16 protein-coding genes and 2 pseudogenes are annotated in these 19,281 nt (G+C 62.8%); 3 read left to right on the top strand and 15 right to left on the bottom strand.

Translation table 11 applies throughout. From position 1 onward, the window contains the following. Positions 1-10 precede the first annotated feature (10 nt). On the top strand, positions 11-505 hold the full coding sequence (locus H156_RS0100920; RefSeq protein ID WP_026045874.1) for a glutathione peroxidase: 495 nt from the start codon (positions 11-13) through the stop codon (positions 503-505). Here H156_RS0100920 and H156_RS0100915 read toward each other — a convergent pair. The 6 genes and pseudogenes from H156_RS0100915 to H156_RS0100875 form a co-directional block, all read right to left on the bottom strand. Beyond that, positions 502-1,245: a substrate-binding periplasmic protein gene (locus H156_RS0100915; protein WP_017364840.1), complete on the bottom strand. Its 744-nt coding sequence runs from the start codon at positions 1,243-1,245 to the stop codon at positions 502-504. The genes H156_RS0100920 and H156_RS0100915 overlap by 4 nt on opposite strands. Before the next feature lie 641 nt (positions 1,246-1,886). Next, on the bottom strand, positions 1,887-3,797 hold the full coding sequence (locus tag H156_RS0100900) for a DUF4209 domain-containing protein (protein ID WP_017364837.1): 1,911 nt from the start codon (positions 3,795-3,797) through the stop codon (positions 1,887-1,889). Further along, complete coding sequence (locus H156_RS16550; protein WP_238536831.1) at positions 3,794-4,627, bottom strand: restriction endonuclease subunit S; 834 nt, start codon at positions 4,625-4,627, stop codon at positions 3,794-3,796. Before H156_RS16550 ends, H156_RS0100900 begins: the two co-directional genes overlap by 4 nt. 15 nt (positions 4,628-4,642) lie before the next feature. Continuing rightward, positions 4,643-5,286, bottom strand: a pseudogene (locus H156_RS17410) (DUF559 domain-containing protein); the annotation flags it as partial. Between the two features lie 313 nt (positions 5,287-5,599). Next, positions 5,600-6,760 (bottom strand): Fic family protein, encoded by a 1,161-nt coding sequence (locus H156_RS0100880; protein ID WP_017364836.1) that lies wholly within the window; start codon positions 6,758-6,760, stop codon positions 5,600-5,602. Positions 6,761-6,840: 80 nt separating this feature from the next. Continuing rightward, positions 6,841-8,367: a class I SAM-dependent DNA methyltransferase gene (locus tag H156_RS0100875; protein ID WP_238536825.1), complete on the bottom strand. Its 1,527-nt coding sequence runs from the start codon at positions 8,365-8,367 to the stop codon at positions 6,841-6,843. On the opposite strand from H156_RS0100875, the gene H156_RS17180 reads away from it, so the two are divergent. After that, entirely contained in the window at positions 8,357-8,605 is a 249-nt protein-coding gene (locus tag H156_RS17180) for a hypothetical protein (protein ID WP_162136871.1), read from the top strand. The two genes, H156_RS0100875 and H156_RS17180, sit on opposite strands and share 11 nt — an antisense overlap. 105 nt (positions 8,606-8,710) lie before the next feature. Here the strand turns inward: H156_RS17180 and H156_RS0100865 are convergent, their stop codons facing one another. From H156_RS0100865 to H156_RS0100840, 6 genes are read right to left on the bottom strand one after another with little or no spacing between them, the layout of a single operon-like run. Further along, on the bottom strand, positions 8,711-9,880 hold the full coding sequence (locus tag H156_RS0100865) for a SpoIIE family protein phosphatase (protein WP_017364833.1): 1,170 nt from the start codon (positions 9,878-9,880) through the stop codon (positions 8,711-8,713). Then, positions 9,873-10,940, bottom strand: a complete 1,068-nt coding sequence (cheB, locus tag H156_RS0100860; RefSeq protein WP_017364832.1) for a chemotaxis response regulator protein-glutamate methylesterase — start codon at positions 10,938-10,940, stop codon at positions 9,873-9,875. Before cheB ends, H156_RS0100865 begins: the two co-directional genes overlap by 8 nt. Beyond that, the gene (locus H156_RS0100855) at positions 10,937-13,195 is read right to left on the bottom strand and encodes a hybrid sensor histidine kinase/response regulator (RefSeq protein WP_017364831.1); all 2,259 of its coding nucleotides are present in this window, start codon (positions 13,193-13,195) and stop codon (positions 10,937-10,939) included. Before H156_RS0100855 ends, cheB begins: the two co-directional genes overlap by 4 nt. Beyond that, complete coding sequence (locus tag H156_RS0100850; protein ID WP_017364830.1) at positions 13,192-13,845, bottom strand: chemotaxis protein CheW; 654 nt, start codon at positions 13,843-13,845, stop codon at positions 13,192-13,194. Before H156_RS0100850 ends, H156_RS0100855 begins: the two co-directional genes overlap by 4 nt. Continuing rightward, positions 13,842-15,095, bottom strand: a complete 1,254-nt coding sequence (locus H156_RS0100845) for a CheR family methyltransferase (protein WP_026597555.1) — start codon at positions 15,093-15,095, stop codon at positions 13,842-13,844. Before H156_RS0100845 ends, H156_RS0100850 begins: the two co-directional genes overlap by 4 nt. Next, positions 15,086-15,547, bottom strand: coding sequence for a chemotaxis protein CheW (locus H156_RS0100840; RefSeq protein ID WP_017364105.1), 462 nt, complete (start codon positions 15,545-15,547; stop codon positions 15,086-15,088). Before H156_RS0100840 ends, H156_RS0100845 begins: the two co-directional genes overlap by 10 nt. 112 nt (positions 15,548-15,659) lie before the next feature. On the opposite strand from H156_RS0100840, the gene yfbR reads away from it, so the two are divergent. Continuing rightward, positions 15,660-16,247: a 5'-deoxynucleotidase gene (gene yfbR, locus H156_RS0100835; RefSeq protein WP_010960150.1), complete on the top strand. Its 588-nt coding sequence runs from the start codon at positions 15,660-15,662 to the stop codon at positions 16,245-16,247. A 10-nt stretch (positions 16,248-16,257) separates the two neighbouring features. Here yfbR and H156_RS0100830 read toward each other — a convergent pair whose 3' ends face one another. The 3 genes and pseudogenes from H156_RS0100830 to H156_RS15585 all read right to left on the bottom strand — a co-directional run. Then, the gene (locus tag H156_RS0100830; protein ID WP_017364106.1) at positions 16,258-16,713 is read right to left on the bottom strand and encodes an SRPBCC family protein; all 456 of its coding nucleotides are present in this window, start codon (positions 16,711-16,713) and stop codon (positions 16,258-16,260) included. A 201-nt stretch (positions 16,714-16,914) separates the two neighbouring features. Continuing rightward, positions 16,915-17,751: a helix-turn-helix transcriptional regulator gene (locus tag H156_RS0100825; protein WP_282213541.1), complete on the bottom strand. Its 837-nt coding sequence runs from the start codon at positions 17,749-17,751 to the stop codon at positions 16,915-16,917. Positions 17,752-18,266: 515 nt separating this feature from the next. After that, positions 18,267-19,281 (bottom strand): annotated as a pseudogene (locus H156_RS15585) (IS3 family transposase); the annotation flags it as partial.

The raw sequence follows: 19,281 nt of genomic DNA, 5'->3' as shown, positions 1-19,281 counted from the left end.
ATTCAAAGACATGAACATCTACGAATTCGAAGTCCGCACCCTGGAGGGCGAAACCGTTCGCCTGGACGGCTACCGCGGGAAGGTCCTTCTGATCGTCAACGTCGCCAGCCGCTGCGGCTTCACTCCGCAGTACGCCGGCCTGGAGGCGCTGTACCGGCGCCATCGTGACGCCGGCCTGGTGATCCTCGGCTTTCCCTGCAACCAGTTCGGCGGCCAGGAACCCGGCAGCGAAACGGAAATCAGGCGGTTCTGTTCGAGCCGGTACGAAGTGAGCTTCCCGCTGTTCGCCAAGATCGAGGTGAACGGCGAGCATACTCACCCCCTCTATGCCTATCTCAAATCCGCGCAGCCGGGACTGCTCGGCAGCGAAGCCATCAAGTGGAATTTCACCAAGTTCCTCGTCGGCCGCAACGGCGAGGTCGTGAAACGCTACGCCCCGACCGCCACGCCGGAAAGCATCGAACCCGATCTCCTGCCGCTGCTCACGGTTGGGAGCGGGGGCTAGGGCCTGTAGTTGTGGGCATCCAGAATCCGGCCGTAGCTGCCGTCATTCTTCATCGCCTTGAGCGCCCGGTTGAAGTCGTCGACGATCCGGGCGTGATTGGGGTTGGCGCGGCTGACGGCGATGTGCAGCTGCTCCAGGCCGACCGGCCGCGGCAGGAATTCCAGGCGGCTCTCGCTCTCGGGCAGGTATCTCTTCGCCGTGTATTCCAGTACGTGCTTGTCGTCGATCACCAGATCGCATTGGCCCTCCACCAGTTCGGTCAGGGCCTCGACCAGGGTATCGTTGGCGATCTTCAGCAGCCCACCGGCGCGGAGAAAACCCGAAGGGTAGCCGTAGTTCTTCACCATGCCGATCCGCAGGCCCCGGATGTCGCCGTAGTCCTCGAATTCGATGTCGGTCCATTTGCGCTTGACGAAGCGGACATCGTTGACGAGGTAAGGATCGCTGTAGTCGAGATACCGGGCACGTTCGTCGGTGTACCAGATGTTCGCGACCACGTCGTAGACGCCGATGTTGGCACCTTCCAAATCGCGTGACCAGTCGTCCACGGTGAGCTGGGTGGTGTAGCCGGCGCGGGAAAACACCGCGGACACCAGGTCGATGGCCAGACCTCCCCCCGCGGCGGTCGGATCGACATAGGGTGGCCACTCGTCCGCCACCATCCGCAATTGCTCGGTCCTGCCGGCCAGGGCAAAGAACAGCAGCAAGGCGGCCAGGCTCAGCTTCGGCAGTTTCGACATCCTGGGACTCCCTCCTCGATGAAAATTCGTCGGTGGCGCAATGCCGGGGGCGGGCGGCAAACGCACCCGCGCAGCCGGTCGGCCCGGTCCCGAAGTGTAGAGGGGTTCGGCGCCGAAATCGAGACGTTGAAGTCTCCGAACGATTCACGCTTCGCCGCGGCGGCCATACTTCACGCCTGCGCTGGAGTTTCGTACTTCAAGCGGGATGTGTTCCCGAAAGCGGTGTACAAGAGTCGAGGCTGCGGGGGTTTTGCCGAGAAGGCGCCGCGGGGGATCTCCTCGACGGCGGCGACGGGAAGGTCATCGAAGACTCCGGTGAGGCAGGAGTTCCGACCCTCAAACCTCACCACCGAGGAGTACTCGATGACCGAAGACAGGATGCAGCTTTCCGAGCTGCTCGAGAAGGCCGTCTCCTGCTTCAACCGATGGAACAACCCCTTGGTGAAGACGACGCCGGAGCCCGACCGGTTCGATTTGGCGACCTGCCGAATTCCCTTCGGGGTCACCGGTGGTGGCAACCAGTGTGATGGAAAACGGCTGCATTTAGTTGCTCCTGTCCTCCTCGCGTTCGATGCAGTACCCGAGCGCGTGCAGCTGATCCAAGAGGGCGCTTTCGACTTCGGCCTCCGACAGAAACGCCATTACGGTTCTCCTTGTTCTTCGACGGGCTCAGCAGGAGGGATTTGCCCGTCATTGACTTTCTGCTGTCCAGCGGCAGGGTTCGCGGAGTTCCACCATGTATTGAAAATGAGCTGCAATGCCAACCACCACGCATAGATCGCGAAGGGCGAGTTACATCCATCCTCGTCAAGCAGTCCATGGGCCAACTCGTTGCGCAAATTGGGGCCGAAGGCATCGCAGAACAGCGATTTGAGTTCGAAAGTCAGATCCTTGCCAAACACCTGCACGGCCTCCGGCAATTCGAGCAAGGTGCTCATCCCGTTTTCATTCTGGATGCCGTTCTTGTCAATGTTCGTAGTCCTGGCACCCGCCTGCTTGAGATGCACCCGCACCAAATGCTCGATCTGTGGAATCAGTAAATGCAGTGCGGTAACGAAATCACGTTCATAACCGGCAAACAGCGCTTTGCCGAAAAGGCCCGCCCGATCTTTGGGTACGATGGGGGAACTTCTTGCCAATGCAATGAAATCGATTTCCCGTAACCTATGCTCAAGCAGGAGCACTTCCAAGGCTGGCAAAATATCACCTTGCACCACAATGCTAACCAGGATGCCGTAGTCACGGATCATCTCAGCGCGGATCGCAATTTCATCGTCTGCCGTCAGCGCTGCGCCCAAGCTCATCGGCGGGCACTTCGCAATTACCCGGCCATCACGGCTCATCCCCATCGCAGCAAAAAGCGATTGCAAGGGGTACCGACGCATCCTTTCAATCGCGTTTTTTCGGAGTTCTTCCGTATTGGCTCCGCGATGCAGGTTCGCAAATGCCAGCAAGGCGAGTTGCGCCGATTTACCGGTGACGGACTTCCTGGCGCTCTCGATGAGTTGAGTAATATCGACGCCTGGCGTCTGAATAAGCACCATCTCTCCCAGAGCTCGCTCGCCAGAATCGTTCAAGTGATCACGCAGTTCAGCAATCCTTGCATCGACTTGATGCGTGGAGCGCTCGGCTCTGGGTACTGTTCGATACGTCTGGATGGCGTTTTCAAATAAGCTCGCAGCCACCATGTGACTGGGGCTCTCTGATGCGGTTTGTGCAACCGCTTCCTTGACCCAGCCTTCGGCTACCGCAACCGTCATTTCTGCCGCTTTAGCCGCGTCAGGAATGGTCCTGTACCATTCGGCAGCCGAAGAAAAATACTCCCGCGCCCTGTGCAGATCACCGGCACCATCAAATTCTCGGGCTAGCGCTTCTAGCTTTCTCGCCACACCCACTCGGTGATCTCGCCCCAAACCATTCGATTTCAGAAGGTCGGCCAGCCAAAGTCCGAGGAATCCGTCGTCCCGCTTGGCTGCGTTAAACGCAGTAACTATGGAGGCCTCCATTTGCTGAAGCCTATCTCCGGCCGCCGTCTTGAGCATCCGTGCCAGACTAATCGCACGTGACCAGCATTCGCAGCCTCCGTGTACCCAGGTATCTGCGTCGAGTGGAAGGCGGCGGTAAGCGTCAATGGCTTTCAGGGCGAATGCAGTGTTGCGAGGCTCGCCCTTCAACCAGAGCAAGTCGCTGAGCCGTGCCTTCAGCCAGTTGTCGTCGACCGCATCGACGATTTCGGCAAAGAACGCAATGTCGGTATCGAGCAGATCATCCGGTATGACTGACCGCCGGTCATGGAAAACAGCAAAGGGCTTGAAGGGTTCGTTCGTACTTGATGGTACGAGCATCATCGAACAGGCATCGGCAAGCAGCCATAGGACCTTGCCGTGCGCAACACGACCTTGCTCTATGGCTGTGCGTGCGGCACTCGACAGTGCCAGCCACATCGCCGAGTAGCCTTCTCGGGTGGCTGGGGCAATCGCGTCTTTCCAACCTGACGCCTCAAAGTCTTGAAGCGAAACGGCCAAATCCTGCGGGTAGCGTTCGTTGCTCACAGCCCACGCTCCGTAACAAAATCCTCGGCATCCTTCACGCGCAGCTTGCCGAAGATGAGCTTGGGCAGCAGGGTGTCGCGGAGGTGGGCGAGGGTGCGGGATTCGCGTTCGTTTTCCACCAGCTGTCGATAAAGGGGGCCAACCATCTTCGTGAAATTTGTCAGCACCTGGTCGGAAAGAACCACAATCCGAAGAGGCCGGAAGTTGCTTTTGCTGATCTCAAGAAACGTCAAGCCGTTGGCGTTACCGACAATCGCATCCATATTTTCCTTGCACCACAACAGCACGAAGACGTTCGGCAGGGTGCCATCACATTTCATCGCGATGAAGCCCTGGTTGATCGCTGTCGGCACTTCGGCAATCGCCAAATAACCGATGGGGGCGCGTGACGAGAGCAACACAGTGCCGACGGGCAGAAGGCCTGAACTGATCTTTGCAAGACCGGCATCCGTAATTTTTCGATCTGTGTCTAGCAAAACGGGAAACTTCAGGGCGGACAGGTCTTTAGGCGTTGCCCAGCAGTGTTGCCCACCTTCCCAAAACTCCGGTTCCTTGGTGCTGGGTGTCGATCCGACACAGACCGTCACTTCTTCGCCAATCGTCGAATGACGCCACCCCTCCGGAATCTCCCCCAATTCGGATTCGACGAGGCGGTCGGGGAAGAGGTCGAGGATATGTTGCGGCCAATGCCATACCCCGTCCGCATCGAGCGTGCCCCAAAGCTCCCCCTCTCCCTCTGGGAGAGGGGCCGGGGGTGAGGGCGAAGAAGGCGAACGTTGCTCCACGATCGCCTGAAAAATCGCCTCCAGCACCGCCTCGGTTTGCTGCAAGACATCGTGATTCCAAAAACGCAAGACGCGCAGGCCATGCTCGGCTAGAAGGCATCCCGGCGAGCGTCGTGCCGCTGCCCGGCCTCTTCGTTGTGCTGCCCTCCGTCGATCTCCACGACCAGCTTGTGATCGTGGCAATAGAAGTCGAGCACATACGGCGGAAAGGGATGCTGACGGCGAAACTTCACGCCCGCAAGCTGACGGTTGCGTAGCAGGCGCCACAGCAGCGCTTCGGCATCGGTCATGCGGTGGCGCAGCTCGCGTGCGAAGTCAAGGATGTCGGCGGGAAGTTTGGGCTTTTTGCCCTCACCCCCTGCCCCTCTCCCAAAGGGAGAGGGGAGATTCATCTTGGCGCGTACCGGCTCGAAGTCCACGAACCACGCTCGGAACAAGGCGCGGGCCATCGCCTCCAGCGTTTCGTTCTGGCGGCGTAAAAGTTCGATCTTGTCGTCCAGCGTGCCGAGGATGTGGGCGATGGCGCGTTGTTCTTCGAACGGCGGGCAATTCAATTCAATCTTGCCGAGATTACCTTGCGTTAGCTTCGGCATCACGGCACCCGTAAGATAGGCGCTGATGTCAGTTCCCTGAATGGCGTACATTAAGAATCTGGTATCCGCCTTGTCGTTACCAGTTACAACATGCGCGTGATTATTACCCACGATTTTCCTCGCGCCATGAAAGCGATAGGGGTTTGTCGAGTACGCAAGTTCTCGCCGTCCTCAGCAATCAGCAAGTAATCGCCATCGAACAGGTAATCATCCACGTAGTCAACAACCCCCAAGCCCCATAGTACGGATAAGGCCCAAGGCGTCTTTGTGATTCTTTTACCGGCTTACGCTTCCCATCATGGTTAACGGTTAATTCACCAAGCAAAGCTGTACGCCATTGACCCGCCATAACCCAGCTCCTTCAAATTGAGCTCAATCACTGCTCCATACTGCAGAGCTCGCCGCCCAAGCTCTGCCGACTTTTTCATTCCCCCGCCCCCACCAGCGCCAACAGATCGAGATAGCCGCCATAGACGAACACCCGCTCGCGGGCGCGGCCGGTCACTTCGCGCACGATGCCCAGCTTTTGCAGCGCCTCGACCATGCGCGCGGCGGTGGCGAAGCTCACCCCGGCCCGTTCGGCCAAGAGCTTGATGTTGACCACCGGGCGGTGGCGCAGCACGTCAAAGACGCGCAGGGCGTTGGGCGCGGCGCGCCCCAGCTTAAGCAGCCGTTCACGGTCGGCGGCAAACAGGGCGAGCAGGCGGTGGGCGGTGTCCACCGCGTCCTGGGCGGTGGCGGCCACGCCTTCGAGGAAGAAGTCGAGCCACGCCTCCCAGTCGCCGGTCTGGCGCACAGTATCGAGCAGGCGGTAGTACTCGCCGCGGTGCTGCTTGAAGTAGAGCGAGAGGTAGAGCAGCGGCTGGCGCAGCACGCCTTCGTGATGGAGGATGAAGGCGATGAGCAAGCGCCCGACGCGGCCGTTGCCGTCGAGGAAGGGGTGGATGGTCTCGAACTGCACGTGGGCCAGCGCCGCCTTGACGAGCGCGCCGGGGCTGTCGGCGTCGTGCAGGAAGCGCTCCAGCTCGCCCATGCAGGGTTCGACCTCCTGCGGCGGGGGCGGCACGAAGATGGCGTTGCCGGGGCGGGTGCCGCCGATCCAGTTCTGCGTGGCGCGGAATTCCCCCGGCGCCTTGCCGGCGCCGCGGCCGCGGGCGAGCAGTTTGGCGTGCAGCTCGCGGATGAGCCGGTTGCACAGCGGAAAGCCCTCCTTGAGACGCGCCATGCCGTGTTCCAGCGCGGCGACGTAGTTGGAGACCTCCACCACGTCGTCGAAGGGCACGCCGGGGGCCTCATCGAGTTCGAAGATGAGAAGGTCCGACAACGAGGACTGCGTGCCTTCGATCTGGCTGGAAAGCACCGCCTCGCGCCGCACGTAGGCATAGAGGAAGATGTCCGGCTCGGGCAGGAGCGCGGCGATGGCATCGAGCCTTCCCAGAGCCAGCAGTGCCTGTTCCAGCTTTTGCTGGCGTGCGGCGGGCATGTCGAGCGGCGGCACGGGCGGCAGCGCGGCGGGGACGAAGGCGCGCACGGCTTCGCCGCCTGCGCTGACCATCTGCCATGTGCCGGTCGAGCCACGTTGCATGAGGAGCCTCCCTGTGTGCGCCAGTGAAAATAGCGGTGCTAGTTATTTTAACTTAAGACTCGAAACAAAAATAACCAACCTCAAAACCCCAGCGCCTTCAGGTTGGCCTCGATCGCCGCATCCAGCCGCGCCGCTTCCGCCCGTTGCTCGCGCCACTGGGCAGAGAGCCGCGCCATCTTTTCCCCGAACGGCTCGCCATCGTCCTCTTGTTCCGCCGCGCCGACATAGCGCCCCGGCGTGAGCACGTAGCCGTGCTTGCGGATCTCCTCCAGCGTGGCGCTTTTGCAGAAGCCGGGAATGTCGCGGTACTCCCCCTCACCCCCGCCCCCTCTCCCAGAGGAAGAGGGGAGTGTGCCACGCCAGGCGTGGTAGGTGTTGGCGATCTTCTGGATCTCCTCATCGGTGAGTTCGCGCCGGGTGCGGTCCACCAGCACGCCCATCCTGCGGGCGTCGATGAACAGCACTTGGCCGCGCCGGTCGCGGCCCGCTCTACCCTCACCCCCAACCCCTCTCCCGGAGGGAGAGGGGTGTTTTCCGCTCTTGTCGCGGGCAAGGAACCACAGGCAGGCCGGAATCTGGGTGGAGTAGAAAAGCTGCCCGGGCAGCGCCACCATGCAGTCCACCACGTCGGCCTCCAGCATCGCCTTGCGGATATCGCCCTCGCCAGATTGCTGCGAAGACATCGAGCCATTGGCCAGCACCACGCCCGCGGTGCCGTTGGGGGCGAGGTGGTGGTAGATGTGTTGCAGCCAGGCGTAGTTGGCATTGCCCACAGGCGGCACGCCGAACTTCCAGCGCACGTCCTCGCGCAGGCGCTCGCCGCCCCAGTCGGAGATGTTGAACGGCGGGTTGGCGAGGATGAAGTCGGCCTTGAGGTCGCGCAGCTCGTCCTTGTGGAAGCTGCCCTCGTTGTTCCAGCGGATGTCGGCGTCAATCCCGCGCACGGCAAGGTTCATCTTGGCGAGCCGCCAGGTGGTGTAGTTGCTCTCCTGCCCGTAGATGGCGATGTCGCCGATGCGCCCGCCGTGCTCCTCAACGAACTTTTCGCTCTGCACGAACATGCCGCCGGAGCCGCAGCAGGGGTCGTAGACGCGGCCGGAATACGGCTCCAGCATCTCCACCAGCACGCGCACCACCGAGCGCGGCGTGTAGAACTCACCGCCGCGCTTGCCTTCCGCCCCTGCGAACTGGCCGAGGAAGTATTCGTACACGCGCCCGAGGATGTCATAAGACCTGCCCTCACCCGGCCTTCGGCCACCCTCTCCCTCAGGGAGAGGGGCTAGGGGTGAGGGTTTCAGCAAGGCAATGCCGGAGATGAGGTCGATGAGTTCGCCCAGCATCACCTTGTTGAGCGCGGGGCGGGCGTAGTCCTTGGGCAGCACGCCTTTCAAGGATTCGTTGTCCTTCTCGATGGCGCGCATGGCCTCATCGATCAGGGTGCCGATCTCGGGCTGCTTGGCATGGGCCTGCAGATGCGACCAACGGGCCTCCTTGGGCACCCAGAACACGTTGTCGGCGAGATATTCGTCGCGGTCCTCGGCGGCGGCCGGGTCTTCCCTCATGAGCGCGGCATGCCTGGCCTCGAAGGCGTCGGAGATGTATTTCAAAAAGATCAAGCCTGGCGTTCTCGACGCCATAGAGCGCCAGCGGATCGGCCAGCCACAGATGGTGCCGGCGGATCGACATCGCCAGATCGAACAATGTGATGGAGTTCGACAATGCGTCTTCCAGGACGGCCACCACGATATCGGGCACCAGCGTCGTCAGGTTGACCATCCGGCTCACACAGCCGTTGTCGATTCCTTCCCGCGCGGCGATTTTCCTCAAGGACTTCGCTTCTCCTAATCCCAGCATCGCCAGCCAGCGGGGGCCTTTGGCCAGAGCCGATTGAATGGAGGCCGCTGCAACGTCGACACCGCCCCCGCCGATCCAGCTCCGGAGCCCTCGGGATCAATCGAACTTCAATTCCAGGACGGAAACGTCGTCTTCGAACTCGGCGCAGTCCTGCACATCCCGCATCGCCGCCAGAAGCTCCCGTGGCCCGCCGCCGGCCGAAGCAACCGACGCCAGCTGGTCCACGAATTCGCCGAAGGTGAACTCGTTACCGCCGGGACGCGTGACCTCGTAAATCCCATCGCTGAACAGATAAACAGCAGAAGCCGGCGGCAAGCGGAATTCTGCCGAAGCAAAGACGGCATCACTCATGACACCGATGGGCATGGCCTGCTGACGCAGCTCCGCGGGCGCACTGCCTGCGGCGACAACGATCGCCGGGGGATGCCCTGCGCTGGCATAGCGCACCGTGCGGGTCGCCCGTTCGAACACCCCGTACCAGAGCGTGAAATACAGCAGATTGTGCTTTTCCATGGCGAAGGCTTCGTTGAGCGCGCCGAGCACGGACGTCGGGTCCAGGAAATCCACTTCCGGCAGCGTACGCCGGCTGATGGCCGCCATGGCGGACACCGAGAGCAGGGCGGGCCCCACGCCGTGGCCGCAAACGTCGAGCAGGAAAAACGCGAAATGGCCGGGATCGACGTCGAAGTAACCGAAGGAGTCCCCTCCCAGCGTGGCGGAAGGCACGAACTCCCAGGCACTGCGGATGGGACCCGATGCAATCGGCGCTGGCAACTGTGAACGCACGTAGCTCGCGGCCTCGTGCAGGTCCGCTGCCAGCGCCCCATAGGCTTCGTCACGCTGCAGCTGGGCGATGTAGGCGTTGGAGTGATAACGCAGGCGGGCTATCAGCTCGACGCGGTCGGGAAGTTTGACCAGATAGTCATTCGCGCCACGCGCGAAGGCTTCTGCTTTCACCGCCGGCTCCTCCTTGCTCGACAGCACGATCAGCGGGACGTTGCGGGAAACCGGATGCTCCCGGAACCGCACCACCAGATCGAGGCCGTCCACATCCGGCATCACCAGGTCCTGGAGGATGAGTGTGGGCCGGACCCGCTCCGCTTCCGCCAGCGCCTGAGTCGGATCGCTCAGGAAATGGAACTCGATGTCCGTTTCGTCTTTCAGCAGACGGCGGACCGCTTCGCCGATGATCCTCTGATCGTCGATCAGCAGCACGACGATGGGGTGGGCGACCGCGAGCGACGCCGCCCTGTTCTCTTCACGCATCAGAAGCTCCCCGGGAAACGCGTGCCGGATCCGGCAAAGAACGTATGTACCGCACGACGGCGGGCGCGATCCGGTCCAACGGCAGCACGGCGCTGGCCGCCTGCTGCCGGACCGCGGCCCCCGGCATGCCCCAGATGACGCTGGTATCCTCGTCCTGTGCGACCGTCATCAGACCCGCGCGCCGCATGGCCAGCAGACCCGCCGCCCCATCCCGGCCCATTCCCGTCAACAGAACCCCGCACCCGGTCAGTCCGGGGAGAATGGCGAGGCTTTCGAACAGCCGGTCCACCGACGGGCAGTGGTTGGTCCCGTCCCCGGCCTCGACGTAGTGGAGCCGCATCCGGCCGTCCAGAACCATGTGTGCCTCACGGGCGGCAAGGTAGACCGTGGCCGACCTGATCCGCTCCGGCCGTTCCAGCAGCCGGATATCCAGCGGCGTCTGGCGCGACAGCCAATGCGCCAGATTGTCGGCGAAACGCGCGTCCAGATGCTGCACCACCAGCACGGCAGCGGGAAAATCGGCCGGAAGCCCGGAGAGGACGACGCCGAGCGCATGAGGACCGCCGGTCGAGGAACCGATTGCCACCACCGGCACCGCCCCGCCGTGCGACGGATGAAGCGAGCGAGGCGCTGGCTTTCCCGCGGATGCCCCTTGAAGCGGCGCGGCCATCAATGCACCCAGCGTCGCTATCTTGCGTAACAGCTCGCCGGCACCAGCAATCTCCTCGCCGTCACCCACCCTTCGCGGCGTCTCGACCGCATCCAAGGCGCCGGCCGCCATGGCTTCGTAGACGCGGCTGAAGGCGCCGGCGATGGTCGCCGTGACCACCAGGATGGGACAGGGCATCGTGCCCATGATGTGACGCGTGGCCTCGACACCGTCCATCGCCGGCAGATGCATCGCCATCAGGATCAAATCCGGCCGATCGGCGGCACAGCGGGCCACGGCCTCCTTTCCATCACGGGCGGTCCAGCAGACATCCAGGCCCGCCTCCCCTTCTATCACGCCGCGCAGGATTTCGATGGCCTGGCGGTCGGCGTTGACGATTGCGATCCTCAAACCGTGGCCTCCCCGATCAGTTCCTGCACTGCCCGGATCAGCGTGTCATCGCGGAATCCGCTTTTGGCGAGGTAATGGTCCGCGCCCGCCTCCAATCCCGCCATCCGGTCTTCCTCCCTGTCCTTGTACGAAACGATCATCACGGGCAGCCGCTCGAAACGAGCATCGGCCCGTATTCGCCGCACCAGCTCGATGCCGTTCATGCGGGGCATGTCGATGTCGCTCACGACCAGATCATAGCGGCCCGGCGCCAGCGCGTTCCAGCCCTCCATGCCGTCGACCGCCACGTCCACCTCGTAGCCGTGATTTTCGAGCAGCCGCCGTTCCAGTTCACGTACGGTGATGGAATCGTCGACCACCAGGATCCTGCGGACCCGCCGACGTTCCGGCGCCGCCCGGTTCCGCCGCCCGACTGCCAGACCGCCCGACAGCATCGAGGCGATGGAGCGGAACAAGTCATCCACGTCGAGAATCAGGACCGGCATGCCGTCTTCCGCGACCGAAACGGCACTGACGTGCGGCACTTTGCCGAATCGGGCGTCCATGGGCCGGACCACCAGCTCGGACTCCCCGAGAAAGCCGTCGACCTCGATGGCATAGGACTCTCCCTGGTTCGTCAGAACCACGGCAGGGACGCGATCCGCCACCGCATCCGGCGGATCCATTCCGAGCAGCTCGCGGGCGGCGACGAGGGCAATGTTCGCGCCATCGGCGATGAAATAGCTTCGGCCCTCGATGGCCTTGAGTTCGGCCGGGTCCAGCACCACCAGCCGGCCGATGCGCGCCAGCGGAAAGGCGTAGGGTTCGCCGCCGAGCCGAACAAGCAGGGCACGGACCACCGAGCGGGTCACCGGAAGCTGGAGCCGGAACACCGTGCCGCGACCGGAGCGCGACTCGACCGACACCGAGCCGCCTTCGGCATGCACCATGGACTGCACGACGTCCAGCCCCACGCCGCGACCCGACACCCGGCTGGTTACGTCGCGCGTCGACAGTCCGGGCAGAAACAGAAAGTCGAACAGCTCCGTGTCGGTCATCTGCATCGCCAGCGCCGCCGTCGTCAGATTGCGTTCGACGATCTTCCGCCGGAGCCGCTCGCGGTCCACGCCGCGGCCGTCGTCGCTCACAGTGATCAGCAAAAGGCCCGCGTGATGACGCGCTTCCAGACGCAGGCTGCCGCGTTCCGGCTTCCCCGCCGCCCGCCGTTCTTCCGGCTGTTCCAGACCGTGATCCAGCGCGTTACGGAGCAGGTGACCGAGCGGAGCCTCGAGCTTGGCGAGAATGTCGCGGTCGACCAGAGTGGCGCCGCCGCCGATCTCGAAATGCACCTGCTTGCCGAGTTCCCTGGCCAGATCGCGTACCTGGCGGGGAAACGAACGCGCCCCCTCCTCGAAAGGACGCATCCGGCCGGCCACCACCTCCCTGAACTGGGATTCGGCGGTCGACGCCGCGCGGCGCAGATGGGCATCCAGCGCCTCGAGGGTTCGCCCCAGTCTGCCGCGTATCTCTTCCAGTAGCCGGAGCGCGCCGCCGCTCGGTTCCTCCTTGGTCAGCACGGCCGCCAGCCGGTCCAGTCCCCGGCGGGTGGCCTCCAGGCCGGCGAGGGTGTCCTCCATGCGGTGGGCATCAACCAGTGATTCGGAGGCCAAGCTGATGATGCGGTTGAGTACCTCGGCACTGATCTTGACGGCGCGGTCCGGCGCCGCGGCAGCCGCGGCTTCCGGTCCCGGCGCGGGCACCGCCGCAGCCTCTGTTTCGGCATCGGACAGGGCAGCTTCGGCTCCACCGCCCTTCGACTCGGCGGTCGGCTCCGGAACTGGCGTCGCAGCCGCCGTGGCGGAATTGCTGGCGGCCGTGGCCGCCACCTGGTCGAGATGCCGTAGGCGGCGTTCCAGATTCTCCGCTGCGTCCGCCTGCGTTGCCAGCCAGGCCGGCAAGTCCGGCTCATCCACCTGCGCCAGGACGACGATCCAGTCGACGCCCTCGAGCAGGACGTCCACCCGCGCCGGCGTCAGCGCCAGCCTGCCTTCCTTGGCCGCCAGCAGGGCGTCCTCCATGGCGTGGGCGATACCGACCGCCGCATCCAGCCCCAGGACCCGCGCCGCTCCCTTGAGCGAATGGGCCGCTCGCATGAGCGGTTCGATCCGCCCGGAGTCGGCCGGCCCTGTTTCCAGCGCGATCAGGCCGGCGGTCAGGACGCCGGTATGGGCCTCGACTTCCTCCCGGAACAAATCCAACAAGGCGAAATCGCTCATCGCAGCAGGGCCTCCAGCGCACTGGACAGACGTTCGGCATCCAGCACCGCTATGCTGCCCACGGCATGCCTGACCAGCCAGCGGGTGTAAGCGTCGGCAGCCTTACCGACCGTCGCCGGCGGCCGGCTCGTCTCGTCCAGGACCAGACGCCTCAAACCCAGGATGGCGCCGACCGGGAATACCAGCCGGTGCCCCTCTCCACCGCAGACAAGAACCCGTTCGGCAGCGGAATCGGCTTCGCTTTCGATACCCAGGACGGCGGCGAGGGAAAAATACGGAATCAGTTCTCCGCGCACGCTCATGATGCCCAGAAATTCCGTCCCGCTGCGATGCGGAACGCGCCGCCAAGGGCCCGGCGCGGCGCCCTCCCGCACCCACTCCGCCGGCAGGGCGAACCATTCCTCCCCCAACCGGAAGACCACCAGCGGCGTCCGTTCCGCGGCGTCGTCGTCCGGCACGGCCGAGAGCTGCTCGGTCCAGCGATCGATGCTGTCCTCGCCGGGCGGACGGTCGAACAACGCCCGGCCCGCAACCTGATAAACGTCGCAACTGCGGCAGTGGATCACCTCGGTGAGGCGGGAGCATGCGCGGCTGCCATAGATGCCGATCCGGTTCCAGCATTGTCCCTCCTGGATTCCGGCCTCCGTCATGGCTCACCCTCGGCAGCGGCGGAGCGGTTGCGGAAGTGGCGGGCGCGCTCCTCATCCCCCCGCCGCTCGTAAAGGGCGGCCAGGTGCAACAGGCTTTCATTGTGCGAGGGAGCGAGATAAAGCGCCTGGCGGAAATATCTCAGCGCTTCGTCATCCCGGTTGGCGGCCGACATGACGATCCCGAGCAAGGCATGGACCTCCGGATCATGGGGATGCGATGCCAGATGGCTCTGACAGAGGCGCTCGGCCGCCTGGTAGTTCCCACCGTCCGCCAGGGCACGCGCAGTACCCAGCACCGCACCCTCGTCGAACGGCGCGGCACGCCCGGTTTCCCTGCCACCAGAGAGCAAATCCGGCCCCGAAGGCTTCGCTTCCCTCGGCGCATCGCGCCTGACCGCCTTGGCGGCCAACGGCCGGGAGGAACGGGCGGGAGGTGGCTCCGCTTCGGCCGCGTCCTGCCGTATCCACGAAAATGTCCCCGCCACGCCGTGGCGCCGGAAACCCCGGTCTAGCCCCCCGATGCCGTCGGCGTGCCCCAGCACCAGCAGTCCACCCGGATCGAGCGCGTCACGACACTGGTCCATGATCCGGGCCCTCAGCTCGGCCTTCAAATAGATGAGCACGTTGCGGCAAAACACCGCCTGGTAGCGACGGCCGCCACCCCAGCCCGGGTCACCCAGATGGGCGACCCGGTACTCGACGTCGCCCCGCAGTCCGTCCTTCACTCGATAGCGACCATCCCCGAGTTCGTCGAAATAGCGGCTGCGCCAGGTGCCGTCACCTGGGCTCCGGAACGAGCGTCCGCCGTAGATTCCCGCCCTGGCCGCCTCGATGGCCCTGGCGCTGATATCCAGGGCTTCGACCCGGAAGTCTCCCTTCCTCATCCCGACCTCCCGCAAAGCGATGACGATGGACCAAGGCTCCTCGCCCGTCGAACAGCCCAGGCTGAGCACATGGAACGGCACGCTTCGCCGTTGCAGGCGGTGCCGGGCGGCGGACTCGGCCAGCGCTTCGAAAGCCGGCGGCTCCCGAAAAAACCAGGTCTCGGGCACCAAGACCGCATCCAGCAGACGTGCCCGTTCCTCGGCATCCGCCGCCAGCCGCGCCGGGTAGGCGGCGGCGGTACAGCCGGCGGCATCGAGCCGCCGTTTCAGGGCGCACAGGACAGCGGCCTCGCCCAGGGCGCGCGGCTCGAGCCCGGCCGCCGCCAGCCAGTCCCACAACCAGCCGACGTCGCCATTCAGCCGCACCGCTCCACCTCGGCGCACAACCGGGCCAGTTCCTCCGTCGCCAGCGGCTGCCAGCGGATAAGCTGCAGCAGAGCCTGCTCCAGTCCCGCCACCTCGCCCAGCCACTCGGCGCCGGGTATGCCGACGCCGGTCTCGCGGAGCGCGTCCCGATCGACTGTCTCGGTACCGGTCACCCGCTCGGCCAGCAGGCCCAGTGCGGGCCCGACCTCCCCGCCTCTGGCATGTCCGACCAAAAGCAGACGCGTGCTGAGGAGGCGGCGGGAGGGCCGCCCCGCGATCAGCTGGGTCAGATCGACCGCCGGCAAAACGGCACCGCGATAACGGAACACCCCCGCCACCCAGGCCGGCGCCTGCGGCAGCGGACGCAGTCTGGGCACCTGCGTCACCGTGAAGACATCGGCGGCGGGCAGTGCATAATGCTCACCGCCGATCTGGAAGGGTACGAGCAACATAGGCCAAAGATCATACCGGCCCGCGCATTTTTCTGCATGCCGCGATCTCCCGCCAGACCGCCGCCGATACTTCGTCGGACCTCCTTCACGACCCCATGGAACCCGCAACCCCATGAAGCAAAGCCCGTTTTTCGCCCACCTGGGCCGCCTGCGCTGGATCAAGCGCTGGGGCCTCATGCGCAACGCCTACGAAGAAAACGTCATGGAGCACGGCTGGGAAGTGGCCGTCATCGCCCACGCCCTGGCGGTGATCCGCAGCGAAATCTTCCACCGGCCCATCGACGCCGACCGGGTCGCAGCCGCCGCGCTTTACCACGACGTGAGCGAAGCCATCACCGGCGACCTGCCCACCCCGATCAAATACCACTCCCCCGCCATCCGCGACGCCTACAAGGATCTGGAGCAAAAAGCCTCGCAGGAACTGCTGGCCCTGCTGCCGGAAACACTGAAACCGGCGTTCGCCCGGATACTGCTGCCCGAAGCCATCCCGGAAGAGTTCCGTGTCCTCATCAAAGCCGCCGACCGCATCGCCGCCTACCTGAAATGCGGCGCCGAACGGCGGGCCGGCAACACCGAATTCGTCAACGCGGAACAAGAAATCCGGGAAAAAATCCGGCAACTGGAGTTGCCGGAAGTCGACTATTTCATGGCCGTATTCGTGCCCGGCTACGAACTGACGCTGGACCGCCTGGTGCTCTGAGTATTTGTCGTTACGCGCCGCGCAGATCCCTTTCCATGCCATCGATGCCGTCGCTTATGGCGCTGCGCACCAGTTCCGCCACCGATGCGACATCCTCCGGCTCCGACTCGAAATCGATGGTCCAAACCACGATCGCTAAGCCATCGTAAGACTTGAATACTTCCACCGTGCCTTTGTAGTAGGTGACGGGAAACGGAGACAAGGGCCGGAGATAGGTCAGCCTCATGGTGACATCGTCGATCTCTTCAATGGTGTCCCTGATCTCACCGCCGCCCGCCACGGTCATGTACCGCAATGCACCGGCTCCCTCGCCCTCCACCCTGCACGTCTCGATGATCGGAAACCAGACATCGAGCCGCCCTATGTTTCGGACCACTTTCCAGACCACATCCGCGGATACGTTCAGTTTTTTTGCAATGGGTTGCTTGGTAAGCACAGATATCTCCTCGATCAATTTGGACAACACAACGATTGCACTGGCGGCGCCGACTCCGTCGAATCCCGATCGCCTATGGCCCGCCCTGCACACTGTCTCAGCACCGCCTGGAACCCGTATTGGAAAAATCCGACAGAGCAGAACGGCGCGACGCGCATCGCGGCGCCAATCCGCCGACCGGCGAGAAGACGCATGGACTGCGTCTGGAAATAACTTTTATGGGAAAACCGGCTAATCGCTGTGATATCCGGCCACATTTAAATTCAGCAATCCGGAGCATCGTATAGTCCCGGACGCCTTCACTTGAGGATAAATGGACTCTGGCGGCATCCCGTAAAACTCCCGGAACTCGTGAATCATATGGCTTTGATCGTAGTAGCCTGCCGCGTACGCGAGATCGGCCCAACTCGAATATTTTCCGGTCTGTAATATCGCGCTCCGCAGACGGACTATGCGGGCGTATTTCTTAGGCGTAGCGCCGATATGAGCCTGAAACCGCCGTTCGAGCGTGCGCTCACTCAAGCCCAGGGTACGGGCAACCATAGAAATACGACAGCTTCCGCCGGATTCATCGAGCGCCTTGCATGCGGTTTGAACCAGCACGTCATCATTACCGACATTCAAACGGGAGAGCAGGAACTGCTCGACGCATTGAACGCGTTCACTCGCCGCCGTCTTGAAAGCCAACTGGTCCTCGATTTCCTCTATCGAATATTTAGGAAAAATATCCCGGCAATCGACCCGCCTTTCCGCGCAATCTCTCGCAACACCCCGGCAGAACACATTCAACCCCCAAGGAGTCAGCCGCGCCGAAACCCCAGATACCTTACCTGACGCACCAAGGTCGCTTCGAAAGCTCTGGAAACCGGCGAGTCCGCTACGTGTCGTATAAGTTTGCCCCTTGTGCTTCGTAGTGAGCAAATCGCCGTACAAAAAGCACAAATAGGTTGCGGTATCCGGAAGAATAGAGAGCGCGAGGTTATCGCCGCCCAGCAAATCCTCATAATCCCAAAACGCCGAGACAAAAGGCGCCAACAAACGGGATGGCCGAAAAATCCTCAAGCTCATACTAAGCGTTAAGAAAGAAAAGTCATGCGTCACCTCGGCATGGATTCGCTACGCGCTCTGACGAGTGTCGAGATCCAGGTTACATGGATGTATCAGCCTTGCCATCCCTGGCTTCTCGATTCCGGCACAAATCCGCCGGGAGCGGATTTGCATTTCCCCGAAGGGCGGCAGGCAGGATGGCCAGCCGTGAGTCCATGCCGGAATGACGAGCGATGCGGCATTCATTTATTTACGCTTAGTGACAGACAGCATGACATCTCACAATAAGGAGCGGAGCGCGTTCGCCCAGCGCTCCGCCTGATGGATGTTAGGTTTCGTTGACCAAACCCCATCCGAGAGCCTGTGACTGATTTTCGAAAATGGCCATTGCTGTCGTCATGCGTTTGAAGCCCAGGCTGCGATAAAAAGGTTCCTTACCAGGAGCGGAATACAGAATAATCTTTTTATGCCCCGCCGACAGTGCGATAAGTTTTCCAAGGTAATCCTCCCGGAATTAGGGGAGATCAGAAGTAGAGCTATGCGGCCCTGGCCAACCGCTGTTTTGGCGTGATGCCGCCCAAGGCCATGTTTGGGCGTTCGTGATTGTACGTCCACATCCAGCGTGTTGCGAATGCCTGCACTTCATCCAGTGACTCCCAGTCATACTGCGACAGCCATTCATGGCGCACCGTGCGGTTGAATCGCTCCACATACGCGTTCTGCTGCGGTTTGCCCGGCTGGATGTATTCAATCCGGATGCCTTGCCGTGCCGCCCAGGCCTGGACCTTCGCACTGATATTCTCCGGCCCGTTGTCGCAGCGGATCACCCGTGGTCGCCCCCGCCATTCCATCACTTGCTCCAGGGCGCGGATGACGCGCTCGGACGGCAGCGAGAAGTCCACCTCCATCCCTAGCGACGCGCGGTTGAAGTCATCGATCACATTGAACAACCTGAACTTCCTTCCATCTGCACGCTGATCATGCATGAAGTCCATCGACCAGACTTGGTTGATCCGTGTCCGGCACCGTGAGCGGTTCAGGCTTGTCCCGTTTCAGCCGTTTCCTCGGCTCGATGCGAAGATTCAGTTCCAGTTCGCGGCATATCCGGTACACCCGTTTGTGGTTCCATCCGAATCCTTTCACGTTGCGCAAATACAGGAAGCACAGCCCGAATCCCCAGTTGCGGTGATTATCCGTCAGCCGCAGCAGCCAGTCGGCGATTTCTTCGTTCTCGGCATTGCGCTTGGCGCTGTACCGATAACAGGTTCCGCTGACCTGAAATGTCGCGCAGGCAAGGCGGATTGACACCCTGTGCCCGCTGACAGCACGCTTGGCCATCTCACGGAGGTGAGATGGCCTCACCACTTTTTTGAAATCGCCTCCTGAAGAATGTCGGCCTTCAGGCGCTCGTCCGCGTACATCTTCTTCAGCCGGGCATTCTCGGCTTCCAGTTCCTTCATCCGGGCCATCATCGACACGTCCAGGCCGCCATGCTTCGCTCGCCACTTGTAAAACGTCGCCGTGCTGATCCCCAATTCCCGGCACGACGCC

Source organism: Methylococcus capsulatus str. Texas = ATCC 19069, assembly GCF_000424685.1.
Taxonomy (GTDB): domain Bacteria; phylum Pseudomonadota; class Gammaproteobacteria; order Methylococcales; family Methylococcaceae; genus Methylococcus; species Methylococcus capsulatus.
Note: the sequence above shows the minus strand (reverse complement) of the source record. Positions and strands in the feature narration are given on the sequence as shown.

Bases quoted from the DNA above. Each gene is read 5' to 3' on its own strand.
- H156_RS0100920 (WP_026045874.1), top strand. From the start codon at position 11: ATGAACATCTACGAATTCGAAGTCCGCACCCTGGAGGGCGAAACCGTT.
- H156_RS0100915 (WP_017364840.1), bottom strand. From the start codon at position 1,245: ATGTCGAAACTGCCGAAGCTGAGCCTGGCCGCCTTGCTGCTGTTCTTT.
- H156_RS0100880 (WP_017364836.1), bottom strand. From the start codon at position 6,760: ATGCAACGTGGCTCGACCGGCACATGGCAGATGGTCAGCGCAGGCGGC.
- H156_RS17180 (WP_162136871.1), top strand. From the start codon at position 8,357: ATGTATTTCAAAAAGATCAAGCCTGGCGTTCTCGACGCCATAGAGCGC.
- H156_RS0100865 (WP_017364833.1), bottom strand. From the start codon at position 9,880: ATGCGTGAAGAGAACAGGGCGGCGTCGCTCGCGGTCGCCCACCCCATC.
- H156_RS0100855 (WP_017364831.1), bottom strand. From the start codon at position 13,195: ATGAGCGATTTCGCCTTGTTGGATTTGTTCCGGGAGGAAGTCGAGGCC.
- H156_RS0100850 (WP_017364830.1), bottom strand. From the start codon at position 13,845: ATGACGGAGGCCGGAATCCAGGAGGGACAATGCTGGAACCGGATCGGC.
- H156_RS0100840 (WP_017364105.1), bottom strand. From the start codon at position 15,547: ATGTTGCTCGTACCCTTCCAGATCGGCGGTGAGCATTATGCACTGCCC.
- yfbR (WP_010960150.1), top strand. From the start codon at position 15,660: ATGAAGCAAAGCCCGTTTTTCGCCCACCTGGGCCGCCTGCGCTGGATC.
- H156_RS0100825 (WP_282213541.1), bottom strand. From the start codon at position 17,751: ATGAGCTTGAGGATTTTTCGGCCATCCCGTTTGTTGGCGCCTTTTGTC.